Source organism: Agrobacterium sp. 16-172Ci, assembly GCF_053522725.1.
In genome coordinates, this window is record NZ_JBNWBW010000019.1 from 1 (window position 1) to 14,354 (window position 14,354).

The window sequence follows — 14,354 nt, forward strand, 5'->3', positions numbered from 1 at the left end:
GCGCGGGCGTTTTGTTGACCGGTGCGGCGTCAGCGGCACACGGGCGGGGATCGCCTCGAAGTGATTGCGATATTCCGGCTCGTTGCCATTGGTCTCATAAGAGAGATCGACAATATTGTGGCTTGCCCTGATGATCACATGTTCTTCATAGGCGTGTTCGGGGTGGGCGACCTCGTAAGGCGTGAAACGGCGGCCGGCCTCCAGAATGCGCGAGGTCGACGAACCGAAAACCCGGTCGTGATCGGCTTCGATGGACTGGGTGCGCAGTTTCTGCGCGCGCTCGGCCTCTTCCACCGTCTTGATGCGGGCCGGATATTCGTAAAGCTCGCGCTTCGTCGCATCCGGCATCTGCACCAGCGACGGTGTCATCGTGCCCGGCACCATGCCCGGCGTCTCGAAATTCCAGTCCGCGCCAGCGCGCTGGCCCGAAACATAGGAAAAACGCCGCGCCCAGTCGTTGATGTGGTTACGATCCGAAGACCCCTGCGCCAGACGCACCGTCCCCTCCCCCTGGGCTGCCGGCGACGGCCCAAGCCAGCCGCTGGCGCTATCGGCCACATGCAGCTTGTGGGAACCATCCTCATGGCTGAACCAGTAGAACAGGCCGTCCTCTTCAAAACGGCGGGTGAGATAATCGAGATCCGTCTCGTTCCATTGCACGCTGTAATGCTGTGCGGGCGGCGGCGAGATGATGCCCGATGTATCGGGAGCGGGAATGCCGTGTTCGGAAAACAGCGTCTCGACGACCTCCACCGCCGTCTTGTCCATCCAGATACGGCAATCCGACCGGCGCGACAGAAGCCACATTTGCGGGCGGATCGTCAGCGCATAGGAGCGCATGCCGCGGGTGATAGGCGGGCCTTCATGCAGCTCCGTCACCAGGCCGTTGAAGGGGCGGCGAACACCGCCGCCATCGCCGTCGCCCTGGCTGATCTCGATGGAGATATCGACCAGCCGTCCGATCAGCTCTTCGGGCTTGACCGCTTCCTTCTTGGCACGCACCGTCAGGCGAATGTCGAAGAGCTGCGATACGCCCTCCTCGACGGACAGGCGCTCCGGAAGAAGCTGGTCTTCGCCGAGTGGCGAAGACACCTTCAGAACGCGGCTCGCCTGAACGAAATCGGAAAAAGACGGCTGGTCGTTCATGGGATACTCCTAATCAGGACCCGCGGCTGGACTGCAGGGGCCAGAACCAGATCGTTTCCGAATTGTAGTAGCAGGCCGAAGCGCATTGGGTGGCTTCGGAGCCGCCCCGCACAAGATCGATATGACCGCCGCCGGTGTAGCCGGGGATATTGTTGAACGCCACGACACCGTTGCGCGCGCCGATGCCGTTGCGCGCCGTCGCGGGGGTGAAAGGCTCGGGTTCGCCAAGATAGCTCGTCCGCTTCATCAGGCTGGCAAGGCGGCGCATGTTCACCTCTATGCCCTTTCCGGCATAGGGGCCCTTCTGGATGCGGTGCGAGGCGGGCACGATGTTAATGCCCGACTTCACGAAAGCGATGCTGACGCGGATGGCGCAGGTATTGTGATAGTTCGGATTGCCGATGAAATCGTCCCAGCCGATTTCCGTGAACAGATCACGCTGGCTGAGATAGTTCGGATGCGACGGGTCGCTGCTCGGATAATTCTTATAGAGAGTGTCAAAGTTAACGCGCATCGTTCGTCCCACTAGTTACTTTTCTGCTCACAGGGAAAGGAGACCTTGAGCGCCTCCCGCACGAGAGTGGCTGCCTGTTCATCCAGTTTTTCCGCAGAAAGATCGCCGAGATAGGTGTAGATCCGGTCGGTGAGTTCATGGGGCGCCACGGCGCCCGCACCGCACCAGTCCGATCCGCTTGTCAGATCGGCCACGCCGGCGATATAGGCGCTCGATTTTGCGACGGAAACCAGCCGCCGCATTTCCGGATCAGACACTTCCGGGGCAAGTTTGCCCTCGATGGCCTGCTTGAGTTCAGCACCGGAGAATATCCAAGTCCGTTCCTCGGCAGCCGCCGGCGAAAGACCGGACAGAGCCAGAACAACCGGCACGGAAACAAAAAACGCATATAGGGAGCGCATGAAAAATCCGCCTCGTCCAACGTGGATGAGAAACATCACGACGTGAGCCGCAAAACTGCAATGAAAACGTTCCGGTGCCGGCAAATACCGGCACCGGGTCGCGTCGCTATCAAGCGGCCTTCGTCGTCGCCAGATCGTAAGAGGCGATCATCGGAGACTGCGGCGAGTTGTTGTCGTCGAACGGTGTGTACTTCACTTCCATCTTGGTGAAGTTGAGCTTGATCGTTTCCACCGGACGGTCACCGCTGGAATCCACCGAGTAGCTGGCGATGAGCGTGTTCGTCAGCAGATACTCGATATAGGTGTTGCCCGGATTGCCCGTAGTCACCAGATGGATGGTTGCGAGCTTGCCAGTGCGGCCGGCGCAGGCTTCCTGGAAAAGCTTGGTGGAAGAAGAATCGCTAACCTTGGTCAGAATGACTTCCGAAATGGTCGGTTCGGATGCTTCGCGGTTTGCAGCAGAACCGGCAGAAGTGTTCATGTTGCGCGCTACGTTCCAGTGAATGGCTTCAATATCCATCCACTTGCGGTGTTCCTCATGCGTGGCGTCGCCCTGGATACCGTCAATCTGCAGATAAATTGGCATGCTGTAAGCTCCTGTAGCTGAAATGACCTCTTGCTTCGAGGCCGCGTTACCCTTCGTTTAATGCCGCATGCGTCGGGTAGCCCCTTCCGACGCGGCAACTTCATCCACCCCACCCTCTTCGGGCGCGGCGAATTCATCTGTTTCCCCAGCCGCTTCGGCACGAATGCCGAACCTGTTTTCACCAAAATCGACGACGATCTTGCCCACGCGTTCTCCCGCGATGACTTTTTCGAGGAAAAAGCTGGAAAGAGGCGGCAGGAGATCCTTGCCGATCATGATTTCAATGGCGCGTGCGCCAATTTCACTTGCACCGGCGCGCGCCACCAACGCGTCGCGCGCGGTATCGGAAAGGGTCAGGTCGGCGCCGTATGTTGCGAGAACGCGTTCCCTGATCTTGCCGATCTGCATATCCACGATCCTTGCGAGCTCTTCCGCACCGAGCGGCATGAAGGGCAGGATGATCGTGCGCCCGAGGAATGCGGGCTTGAACTGTCTGGTCAGTTCCGGCATCAGCAGCGCTTCCAGCGCCTCGCCTTCCGGCATCGTATCCGGATCGGCGGAAAGCGCGGCCAGCAGCTCTGATCCGGTATTGGCCGTCATGAAGATCGTGGTGTTCTTGAAATCGACATCGCGGCCTTCGCCGTCGCGAAGCACGCCCTTGTCGAACACCTGATAGAAAATATCCTGGACGCCGGGATGGGCCTTGTCGATCTCATCGAGAAGGAGAACGCCGAACGGCCGGCGGCGCACCGCCTCCGTCAACACGCCGCCTTCGCCGAAACCGACATAACCGGGCGGCGAACCGAGAAGCAGCGAAACCTTGTGCTCCTCCTTGAACTCCGACATGTTGATCGTCGTCAGATGGCTGTTGCCGCCATAAAGCAGATCGGCCAGCGACAGCGCCGTCTCGGTCTTTCCCGTTCCGGACATACCGACGAGGAAGAACACGGCGGGCGGGCGGCGCGGATCGGACAATCCGGCACGGGCGGTGCGCATGGCATCGGCAATGCGGGTAATGGCAGCATCCTGCCCCACGACCCGCTGGCGCATGCGCGCATCCAATGTGCGCGCGCTTTCGATCTGGTCGGCCAGAAGCTTACCGAGCGGAATACCGGTCCAGCGCGATACGACGGATGCAATCGCTTCACGATCGACCACCGTCGGCACAAGTCTTTCGACGTTTACCGGCTTGGTCTCAGCCGCAGGCCGCAGGCGCGACACATTCGATGCGCCGTTTTCAACGGGCTGATCTTCGCTGAGTTCAGCCATTTCCGCATCGTAACGGCCGCGCAGATCGTCGATCCCGCTCTCGAGCTTCTCGACTTCGTCGCGTATCGACTGGATACGGCTCTGCACCTCGTCATCCTGCGGTTCACGCAGAAGCCAGTTCAACTCATCGGTCAGAAGACGCCGCTCGCTTTCCATGGCGCGCAGCCGTTCCGGCAGGGTCTGCCGCGCCAGCGAAACGGCAGCCGCGGCCGTATCGAGAAGGCTGACGGCCTTGTCCGGCAATTGCCGCGCCGGCATGTAACGCGCCGATAATTGCACCGCCGCCACAATCGCCTCGTCACGAACCACAACGTTATGATGGCTGACGAAGCTGTCGGCGACACCACGCAACATGCGGATCGCTGTCGTCTCATCCGGTTCGCGCACATGCACGGGCTGGAAACGACGCGTCAGCGCCGCATCCTTTTCGAAATATTTCTTGTATTCGCTCCAGGTCGTGGCCGCGACGGTGCGCACTTCGCCGCGCGCCAGAGCGGGCTTGAGAATATTGGCCGCATCGCCCTGTCCGGCTGCACCACCGGCGCCGACAAGGCCATGCGCCTCGTCGATGAACAGGATGACCGGCTCGGCCGAGCGTTTTACCGCATCGATCACGCCATGAAGACGGCGCTCGAACTCGCCCTTCACGCCGGCACCGGCCTGCAGCAGCGAAATATCGAGGTTCAGCAGGCGGACGTTGCGCAATTTTTCCGGCACATTTCCGGAAGCGATTTCGAGCGCCAGCGCTTCGGCGACCGCCGTTTTGCCAACGCCGGCCTCACCCACCAGAATGGGATTGTTCTGACGACGGCGCGTAAGAATATCAACGAGTTGGCGCAATTCATCATCGCGCCCGATCACCGGATCGACCTTGCCGTTCCGGGCGTCGGCTGTCATGTCCTGGGTGTAAAGGCGCAGAAAATCGTTCTGGCCGGCGGCCGTCGCGGCACCCGCCGCCGCGGCAGGAACTTCTCTTCCGCTGCTGTCTTCAACCGAACTGCGAAGGCGTTCGAGAGCCGCGCGATCCATCGCCTTCAGCGACGGAAATGCCGAGCGGACGAAAGAGCGAAGCGAGGTTTCCTCGTCCATCGCCAGAAGCAGATCGCAAAGCGTCACGCGGTCGCGCCCGGCCTCCAGCGACGCGAGAACCCATGCCTCACGGCCCGCCGTCAGAATGTTCTGTGAGAGCGACAAAGCCTCGCCATCGCCGATCACGGCCTCTTCCAGGCTGCGGCCGATTTCCGCCTGCAATACCGGAAGTGGAATTTTTAATTCCTCGAATGTTTTCGCATAGATACCAGCATCTACAACCGCCAGCAGCCAATGCGGGATATCCACGTACCTGTGCCCCATACGCACCGCAACGGAAGCCGCAGCTTCAAGCGTGACGCGCAGGTCAGGCTCAAGCGCTTCAACGAGGCGATTGAGATCGATATGCGACATGCAATGAGCCTCCTGCCCGGGTTCATTCCACAACGTGACGTGGAATAACTATGATGATGAAACCGGGTTGTCCACCCCGAAGTTTATTTTTTATCGGGTTAGATTAGGCAGTAGACGCCACAATTTAGACACATTTTGAATAAGTCTGTCTGAGGAATAGCCTTACGTAAGGGAAGTAACTACGAAAAATCCATTACTATTTTCTGGGGATAGACTGCTCTTGAACGCGCCGCATGTTAAAAGAGATATAGAGTTTTTTGGAGATTGCGGAGAAAACATCCGCATCGATTCAAGAACGCGTGAAATATACTACAGAATTAAGGATGAAAGAAACCAGGCGCGCACAGAAGAGCGCGCCGCGTCCCCACAGGATAACTTAAAGATTTCCAGTAGCTGGGACAGTGTCAGCAATCTTGGATTGCAGATTATATATTCCGAAAGCAAGGACATAGAAATATTGGCGTGGCTCGCCGAAGCAAGCCTGCGGTTGCGCGGCTTTCCTGGATTGCGAGAAATCTATGAGCTTTGTGGCGATCTTTTTTACAACCACTGGGACTCATTGCGCTCCATCAGCGACGATAATGATGAGGAAAAATTTGCACCTTTTGCGGGATTGAACGGCATCGGCACCGAGGGAACGCTTGTGCAGCCGCTCCGGCTTGCGCCGCTGATCCCCGGAGGGAAATTTGGAGAGCACAGCCTCTGGGATTTCCAGCTAGCGCAGCGACCCAACGAGAGCAAACGGCGCGAAGAACTGTATCGGCTGGCGTCGGAAGCAGGCGTTGCCGCCATGTCTTCCCATCTGGCCGAGGTCAACGCCTGCCTCTCCAGCTTCGACGCCATCATGGCGGTTCTTTCCGAACGCTGCGGCCAGTCCGCACCCCCCAGCTCCAACATCCGCAACACGCTCATCGAAGCTGCTGCGGCCATTCGCACGCTGGGCGGGCGCGAGCAGGAGCCGGCACCGGTCGAGCAGGCGGCAGCCGCGGTTCCTGGAACCAACGACAACGGGCAACCGGCGGTACGAACAGCCGCGACGTCACCGGAAGGCATATCTTCACGCGATGAAGCGTTTGAAACTCTTCTTTCGGTTGCGCGTTACTTTCGCCGAACCGAACCGCATTCGCCGATCTCTCTTTCCATCGAAACGCTGGTTCGCAGGGGACGCATGGATTTTTCCGAACTGCTGGCGGAGCTTCTGCCCGAGGCACAGGCCCGCAATGCAGTTCTGACGGCCGCCGGGATCAAGCCCGGCGGAGACAACAACGGAAAATAACGAGGCAAGGGGCGGAAACCCGTCCCCTCACAGTCAGCCATGCCAAGGGGCATCAAGGAGGTTGAAATGGCAAGTGTACACGAAAAGCTGGAACGGGTTCGCAAGCCCCGCGTCCACATCAAATACGAAGTCGAAACCGAAGGCGCGATGGTGGTCAAGGAACTGCCCTTCGTCGTCGGCGTACTCGGCGATTTCTCGGGCAATCCGACCCAGCCGCTGAAGCCGTTCGGCGAACGCAAATTCGTTCAGATCGACCGCGACAATTTCGATGAGGTGATGCGCCGCATGACGCCTGGCCTCAACATTGCCGTTGCCAACACGCTGCAGAAAGACGGCACGGACATGCAGGTCAACCTGAAGTTCGAAAGCATGGACGATTTCGAACCCGGCGCCGTGGTGCAGCAGGTTCCCGCCCTCAAGGCGCTTCTGGACGCCCGCAACGAACTGCGCGACCTGCTTTCCAAGGCCGACCGTTCGGAAGATCTGGAGCGGATGCTGGAAGATATTCTGCAGAACAAGACCGATCTCGCAACGCTGGTTTCCGAACTCAAGGAAAAGAACGGCGCGAGCAAATAATCGCCTGTGCGGAGGAAAACCTCCCCGAACGGCCCCGATTGCGGGGCTTCAACTGTTCAAGCGGCATTTCTCGAAGCCGCATGTGGAAGGACTGAAACATGAGCGCTGAAAGCCTGCTGAAAAACGAAGCACAGGCAACGACCGCCGAAGATCAGGGACTGCTGTCCAAGGTGGTTGCCGCAACCCGCCAGACCGAACCGGACCGCGCGCAAAATCTTCTGCGCACGCTGACAGACCAGGCGCTGAAGGGAACGGTCAAATACGACCGCAACCTCACCGTCACCCTCAACCACGCCATTGCCGAACTGGACCGAACGATTTCCGAACAGCTCGCCGCCATCATGCAGGCGCCGGAATTCGCCAAGCTTGAAGGCACCTGGCGCGGGCTCAACTATCTCGTCAAGAATTCCGAAACGAGCGTCAACCTGAAGATCCGCGTCATGAACGCCGGCAAGCGGGAACTGGCGCGCGATCTGGAAAAGGCCGTGGAATTCGATCAGTCGCGTCTCTTCAAGGCGATCTACGAAGACGAATTCGGCACACCCGGCGGCGAACCGCTCGGCGCGATCATCGGCGATTACGAATTCGACAATTCCTTCGATGACGTACAGCTGCTGCAGGGCGTTTCATCGATTGCGGCGGCGGCTTTCGCACCGTTCATCTCGGCGGCAAGCCCGCACATGTTCGGTTTCGAGGATTATCGCGATCTCGCCCGTCCGCGCGATCTCGAGAAGATTTTCGACACCGTGGAATATGCCAAGTGGCGCAGCTTCCGCGAAAGCGACGATTCCCGTTTCGTCACGCTCGCTTTGCCGCGTGTTCTGGCGCGCATGCCCTATGGCCCGAAAACCAACCCGATTGACGATTTCGCCTATGACGAAACCAGGGGTGCGGTGAATGGCGACCTGCAACATGACGAATATTGCTGGATGAACGCCGCCTATGTCATGGGCACGAAGCTGACCGACGCTTTTGCAAAAAGCGGCTGGTGCACGGCGATCCGTGGCGCGGAAAATGGCGGCCGGGTGGAAAATCTGCCCATGCATGTCTTCTCCAGCGATGACGGCGATCTCGATTTGAAATGCCCGACCGAAGTGGGCATCACCGACCGCCGCGACGCCGAACTCGGCAAACTCGGCTTCCTGCCGCTCTGCCACTACAAGAACACTGATTATGCGGTATTCTTCGGCGCCCAGACCGCACATAAGCCGAAGCTCTACGACAAGCCGGAAGCCACGGCCAACGCCGCCGTTTCAGCCCGCCTGCCCTATATCATGGCCACGTCGCGCTTCGCGCATTACCTCAAGGTGATGGGCCGCGATAAGATCGGCTCCTTCATGGAGGCGTCCGATTGCGAAGTGTGGCTCAATCGCTGGATCGCCAACTACGTCAACGCCAATGACGAAGCGGGCGAAGAAAGCCGGGCGAAATATCCGCTGCGCGACGCCAAGGTGACCGTGCAGGAAGTGCCGGGCAAACCCGGCGCCTACAATGCGGTCGCCTGGATGCGGCCCTGGTTGCAGATGGAAGAACTGACGACCTCGCTGCGCATGGTCGCCCGTATTCCGTCGAAGAACTGAACCCGGACCGGGGTGGTCCGCCACCCCGGCCCCGTTCGTCACCCGGAGCCCGCTCATGGCGCATCAGTCCTTTCCGGATGCCCGCATTTTCGCCGACCAGCTCATCGCTCTCATCGACGATGCGCTGACCGGCCAGGTGAACGCCATTCTCCACCACCCTGATTTTCAGGCGATGGAAGCGAGATGGCGCGGTCTGGCCATGGTCGTGCGTGAGGCTGGCCGCGGCGCAGACGTCAAGGTGAAGCTGCTGAATGCCAGCTGGCGCGATCTTGCCCGCAACACGGAACGCGCCACCGACTTCGACCAGAGCCATCTTTTCGAAGTCGTCTATAATCGCGAATTCGGCATGCCGGGCGGCGAGCCGGTCGGCCTTTTGATCGGCGACTACGCCTTTTCCCCCGATGATATTCAGGGCGCCGATTCCATCACGACGCTGTCGCAGATCGGCATGGTGGCTGCGGCCGCCTTCTGCCCCTTCGTCGCGGCGGCAGCACCTTCCGCCGTCGGCCTGCAGGACTTCGCCGAACTCAGCCGGGTTCACGATTTTTCCTCGCTGAAGCAGGATAAATCGCGGCTGCGGTGGAATGCGCTGCGCGCACGCGACGATTCCCGCTTTGTCGGCCTTGTCGCGCCGCGCGTTTTGCTGCGCTCGCCCTACAGGCCCTATGCGCGGGGGCGGGATGACGGATTTCCATTCCGCGAGCATGTGGCGGAAAGCGGCGAGACCCTGCTGTGGGGCAATGCCGCCTTCGCTTTTGCAACGGTAGTGGTGCGCAATTTCGTCGACTCCGGCTGGTTTGCGGATTTGCGCGGTGTGACGCAGGACGCCGTGGATGGCGGCATGCTCTCTTCCCGGCAATTGCCGCCGCTCGATCTCGGCATCGAAAGCAACGGCCTTTCCGCACAGCCGCCCGTCGAAGTGCAGCTGACGACCGGACAGGAACAGCAATTTTCCGATCTCGGCATCGTACCCGTCTCCACCACCTATCTCTCCGGCATGGCGATCTTCAACGCCAACCAGTCCCTGCATGCGCCCGGCCATTATTCCAGCGAAGCGGCAAGACAGAACGCCCGCCTCGCGGCCATGCTGCAATATGTGCTGTGCGCCTCCCGGTTCTCGCACTACCTCAAGGTCATCATGCGCGACGATATCGGCCAGCTCAGCGATGCCTCGACGATAGAGCGTAAGCTGGAAGGCTGGCTTTCCTCCTACACGCTCGGCAATGACGATGCGGAAGCGGCGCTGCGCACGCGCTACCCGCTGCGTTCCGCCGGCATCAACGTCTTCGAGGTTCCCGGCAAGCCCGGAACATTCTCCTGCACCGTGCGCCTTCAGCCGCATTTCCAGCTCGATGACGTCTCCACGAGCTTCCATCTCATTGCCGAAACCATGATGCCGCCCGCCGCCGCATCCCGGTCTCCGGCCGAGCCGCAAAGGATACCCGCATGACGCTGCGCGACGATATTTCCCGCCTTCTCGACGATGACCGGCTGCAGGACGCGATCGGTCTTGCGCGCGAACACGTAAAAACGAAGCCCGCCGACAAGGATGGCCGCCATTTCTACATCGACCTATTGGTCCTTGCCGGCGACTATGAGAAGGCCGATGCGCAATGCAATCTGGCCGCAACATTCTCGCCGCAGGAAAGCGTCGGCTTTTCTCTCTTTCGCCACCAGTTGCGCGCCATGGCCGCACGCAATGCGTGGTTCGAAACCGGCGCGGTGCCGGATTTCCCCGGCGGTCCGTCCGAACTCGATCAACTGGCCATCCGGGCGAATATCGCCGCACGCAGCGGCGATGCGGATGCCGCCAGAACCGGACTGGCTGAACTCGATGAAAAACGCGGCAATGTACCAATCGGCCGCAACGGCAAGAGCGCCGGCGATATTCGCGATCTGGACGACCGGATTCCGCATGCGCTGGAGGTGCTGACCAATGGCGGCCGCTACCTGTGGATCGATTACAGCCGCATAGAAAGCCTCGCCATCGACCCGATGAGCCGCCCGCGCGACCTCGCTTTCCGCGGGGCTGAGCTGACGTTGCGCGACGGCGCGGTCGCATCCGTGCTGCTTCCGGCCATCTATCACGGTGCGAAGGACGATGTCAGCCTCCTCCTCGGCCGGGAAACCCGATGGAGCGAGGAAGACCAGCCTCTGGCAACCGGGCAAGGCCAGCGCTGCCTGCTGATTGGCGACGATGTGGTGCCGTTCCACGAGATCGGCTCCCTTTCCGCCGCCTCCGACGATGAAAGGCAGATCGCCCGTGGTTGATCCGCTCGAGCAATATCGCGCGCGGCAGAGAACGCTGTCACGCTCCGTTCTGGACCGGCTGCTCGATGACGCGCCGGACTCGGAAACGGATATGCTCGTCAGCCTGAAGGATCAGGCACGCGAGATGCGCGAGGTCATCCGCCGCGATCTCGAGGCATTGCTCAATACCCGCCGTAACCCCGCCGGTCCGCCGGCGGCGCTGAAGGAACTGTCCGATGCGCTGGTGAGCTATGGCGTGGACGGCATTCTTTCGGCCAATCTGGTGACGGATGCCTCCAAGGCGCGGCTCGCACGCAGCATCGAGCGGCGTATTTCCCTGTTCGAAACCCGCCTTGCCGACGTGCATGTGACGATCCTCAAAAACCGCACGGATGGCGACCGCGCCCTTCGCATGCGCATACAGGCAAGTTTCCGCCTTCAGGAAGGCATGCCGCCGATCAGCTTCGAATCCCGGATCGATCCGTCCACGCAGCGTTTCCTGGTGGAGGCGACGAATGGCTGACGGCTTTCTCGAAAAATACAATGATGAACTCTTTGCGCTCCGAAAACGCGCATCGCGTTTCGCAGCGGCGTTTCCGAAGATCGCCGGCCGGCTGCGCATGACGGGCGATGTCGCCGACGATCCGCATGTCGAGCGGCTGATCCAGAGTTTCGCCTATTCCGCCGCCCGTGTGCGCCAGAAGCTGGACGACGAGTTTCCGGAACTGTCGGACAGCCTCCTGGAAACGCTCTACCCGCATTATCTTGCGCCAATCCCGTCCATGAGCGTGGTTCAGTTCACCCCAAGCACGGCGCTCGCAACCGTGCAGACACTTCCCCGGCACAGCGAAATCCTTGCCGAACCCGTTGGCGGCGAAAGCTGCCGTTTTCGCACCACGCAGGCAGTGGAAATCGCGCCGCTGCAAATCGCAGCCGCAACGCTGTCCGGCCAGCCGATCGACGCGCCTTTTTCGGCCTCGTTTGCCGGCGCCGCCAGCTGCCTGCGGCTGTCGCTGCGCAGCACGGCGCCGCGCGGCGGCACTTTCCCGGAAATGGGCCTGACGAAGCTTCAGATTTTCCTGGCTGCCGCATGGCAGCAGGCCACGGCGCTTTACGAGCTTTTGACCAATCATTGCGTGGGCATGGCGCTTGCGCGGCACGCCGAGGACAAGGAAGCCGTTTTCCTGCCCGCCGGCAATCTCACGCCATCGGGTTATACGCGCGATCAGGCCATGTTGCCCTATCCGGCCAACAGTTTTGACGGATACCGGCTTCTCACGGAATTCTTCGCGCTGCCGCAGAAATTTCTCTTTCTCGATATCGACGGGCTACAAAAATGGAGCGGCGGCGATTGCGAACTTTACATCTATCTGGATACGGCGGACACGCAGCTTGAGCGCATGGTGTCGGTCCGGGATTTCGTATTGAACGCCTCGCCGGTCATCAACCTGTTCAAACAAAGCTGCGAACCGCTCAGCCTCGATGGTACGCGCACGGAATATCGGCTGCTGCCGGATGCACGGCGGCAGCGGACCCGCGAAATCTATGCCGTCGAGAATGTTCAACTGACCAGCCGTTCCGGACAGACGGAAAAGACCTCCCCGTTTTTCGGCCGCACCCAGCGCAATAACGGCGCGAACGTTTTCTGGCAGATACAGCGCCGTTTCGATGACGACGGTTCTTCCGATACGGACATCGCTTTCGTGGATCAGAAGCGCGGACCGCTTGGACCGCTCGACATGGTGGCGAGCATCGATACGCTGTGCATCAATCGTGAACTGCCGAGCCAGCTTCCCTTTGGCGGCGGGCACCCCTTCCTGCAGCTTTCGTCCGGCAACGAGGCTATAAAATCCATCCATGCGCTGATGCCGCCGACGGCGGCGATCCGCGTCAACGAGCGCTCGGCGCGTGAATGGCGGCTGATCTCGCATCTCCTCCTCAACCATCTCTCCCTCACCGACAGCGGCGGCGCGCCGCTGAAGGACATTCTTTCGCTCTATTCCTTCAGGGACAGCCCGGAAACGCGGCAGCTGGTGGAGGCGATCAGCAATGTCGAGGCGCAGAATTCCCACGCCCGGATCGGCTCGGCCATGGTGCCGGGAACGGATATCACCGTGGAGTTCGACCCCGCGCTGATAGCCCGGCCCGCCGCATTTGTTTTCGCCAATGTCCTCAATCATTTCTTCGGGCTCTACACGTCGATCAACAGTTTCACGCGGCTGACGGCAACGATGCGCGGCCACTCCAAACCGATTGCCCGCTGGCCGGCCCGCGCGGCCGACCGGCCGCTGCTCTAGGAGACCGGGATGGAACAGCAGACGCCAACCATGAAAGACCGGCAGGCGGCGCTTCTCAGCGACGATCCCGGCCGTTTTGAGCCCGCCACCGCGTTTCGCGTCGCCCAGCTGGTTTCGGCGGATGACGGGATTGTCGTCGGCGCTCATGGCGGAACACAGCCGACCCCGCTGGCGATCAGCGGTTTCAACCACAAACGCGGCCAGGCCGAACTGAAATCCGCCTTCGCGCCCATTGTCGGGCCGCTCGGTTCGCTGCCGCCGGCCTATGGCGAATTGCTGCAGCGGGAAGAGCGCAATCGCTCCGGCGCGCTGGCGAGCTTCTTCAATCTGTTCGCCGCAAGGTTCAGCGAACTGTTCGTATCCGCGACGGAAAAATACCGCCTTGCAAGGGGATTGCGCTGGTCGGCCGAGCAGAGGGAGAACGGTTTTCGCAAAACCCTGCTTGCACTCACCGGGTTCCGCACGGCCGGTCTGGTGGAAAAGGCAGGCGTGAGCGAAGATGCGCTCCTGCGGTTCAGCGGCCTTCTGGCCGGCCGCAACCGCAATGTCTCGGCCCTGACCTCCATGCTTTGTGAATTCACGGGACTTCCGGTGAATGTCGAACAGTTTCGCCGGCGATGGGTGGCTTTGCCGCTTCACGAACAAAGCCAGCTCGGACAGGCATCCGGGCTGAGGCTCGGACAGAACACGACGGCGGGAAGCGCTGTCGAAGATATGAGCGGCGGTTTCCGGATCGTGATCGGTCCCGTCGCCTATGCGGATTATCTCGCCCTGACGCCCGGATCAAAGCGGCTTGCGGAGATATTTTCGCTGACACGCCTGTTCGTTGGAAGCGCATTGCATTTCGATGTGCAGGTGATCCTGAAAAAGGAGGACATTCCCTTTTGCCGCCTCGGCCAGTCCGATGCCCCCGCCCGCCTCGGCTGGAACAGCTGGGCTCGCGTGGCGCCCGCAGAAAAAGACAGCGCCGATGCTGTGGTGACCGAGCGGGAAGGCTCGGCGATTTCCGCGTGAGG

The 14,354-nt window shown here is 60.6% G+C and carries 13 protein-coding genes; 8 read left to right on the forward strand and 5 right to left on the reverse strand.

What is annotated here, in order from left to right:
- The 5 genes from tssI to tssH form a co-directional block, all read right to left on the reverse strand.
- Positions 1-1,146: type VI secretion system tip protein TssI/VgrG (gene tssI, locus ACQZ40_RS16875; protein WP_448748294.1), on the reverse strand; the 1,146-nt coding region annotated here is incomplete at its 3' end.
- Between the two features lie 13 nt (positions 1,147-1,159).
- Positions 1,160-1,660, reverse strand: a complete 501-nt coding sequence (locus tag ACQZ40_RS16880) for a type VI secretion system amidase effector protein Tae4 (protein ID WP_059761067.1) — start codon at positions 1,658-1,660, stop codon at positions 1,160-1,162.
- Between the two features lie 11 nt (positions 1,661-1,671).
- Entirely contained in the window at positions 1,672-2,061 is a 390-nt protein-coding gene (locus tag ACQZ40_RS16885; RefSeq protein ID WP_220318205.1) for a Rap1a/Tai family immunity protein, read from the reverse strand.
- 109 nt (positions 2,062-2,170) lie between these two features.
- On the reverse strand, positions 2,171-2,647 hold the full coding sequence (locus ACQZ40_RS16890; protein WP_003504561.1) for an Hcp family type VI secretion system effector: 477 nt from the start codon (positions 2,645-2,647) through the stop codon (positions 2,171-2,173).
- A gap of 57 nt (positions 2,648-2,704) precedes the next feature.
- A complete protein-coding gene (tssH, locus tag ACQZ40_RS16895; protein WP_448748295.1) occupies positions 2,705-5,359 on the reverse strand; it encodes a type VI secretion system ATPase TssH in 2,655 nt (884 codons plus the stop codon).
- A 220-nt stretch (positions 5,360-5,579) separates the two neighbouring features.
- Here tssH and tssA point away from each other — a divergent pair, with 220 nt between their 5' ends.
- The 8 genes from tssA to tssG all read left to right on the forward strand — a co-directional run bounded on the left by tssA (position 5,580) and on the right by tssG (position 14,352).
- Positions 5,580-6,635 carry a type VI secretion system protein TssA gene (gene tssA / locus ACQZ40_RS16900; RefSeq protein ID WP_125146544.1) on the forward strand — a complete coding sequence of 352 codons (1,056 nt, stop codon included), beginning with the start codon at positions 5,580-5,582 and terminating at the stop codon, positions 6,633-6,635.
- Between the two features lie 66 nt (positions 6,636-6,701).
- Positions 6,702-7,211, forward strand: coding sequence for a type VI secretion system contractile sheath small subunit (gene tssB, locus ACQZ40_RS16905; RefSeq protein ID WP_035263819.1), 510 nt, complete (start codon positions 6,702-6,704; stop codon positions 7,209-7,211).
- 98 nt (positions 7,212-7,309) lie between these two features.
- Complete coding sequence (tssC, locus tag ACQZ40_RS16910) at positions 7,310-8,791, forward strand: type VI secretion system contractile sheath large subunit (RefSeq protein ID WP_035263814.1); 1,482 nt, start codon at positions 7,310-7,312, stop codon at positions 8,789-8,791.
- 55 nt (positions 8,792-8,846) lie between these two features.
- Positions 8,847-10,241: a type VI secretion system contractile sheath large subunit gene (gene tssC, locus ACQZ40_RS16915; protein WP_078052834.1), complete on the forward strand. Its 1,395-nt coding sequence runs from the start codon at positions 8,847-8,849 to the stop codon at positions 10,239-10,241.
- Positions 10,238-11,062 carry a type VI secretion system accessory protein TagJ gene (locus ACQZ40_RS16920; protein ID WP_448748296.1) on the forward strand — a complete coding sequence of 275 codons (825 nt, stop codon included), beginning with the start codon at positions 10,238-10,240 and terminating at the stop codon, positions 11,060-11,062. Before tssC (ACQZ40_RS16915) ends, ACQZ40_RS16920 begins: the two co-directional genes overlap by 4 nt.
- Positions 11,055-11,564, forward strand: a complete 510-nt coding sequence (tssE, locus tag ACQZ40_RS16925) for a type VI secretion system baseplate subunit TssE (RefSeq protein ID WP_220318201.1) — start codon at positions 11,055-11,057, stop codon at positions 11,562-11,564. The genes ACQZ40_RS16920 and tssE overlap by 8 nt, the downstream gene beginning before the upstream one ends.
- A complete protein-coding gene (gene tssF / locus ACQZ40_RS16930) occupies positions 11,557-13,338 on the forward strand; it encodes a type VI secretion system baseplate subunit TssF (protein WP_448748297.1) in 1,782 nt (593 codons plus the stop codon). Before tssE ends, tssF begins: the two co-directional genes overlap by 8 nt.
- Before the next feature lie 9 nt (positions 13,339-13,347).
- Positions 13,348-14,352 carry a type VI secretion system baseplate subunit TssG gene (tssG, locus tag ACQZ40_RS16935; protein WP_142845613.1) on the forward strand — a complete coding sequence of 335 codons (1,005 nt, stop codon included), beginning with the start codon at positions 13,348-13,350 and terminating at the stop codon, positions 14,350-14,352.
- Positions 14,353-14,354 lie beyond the last annotated feature (2 nt).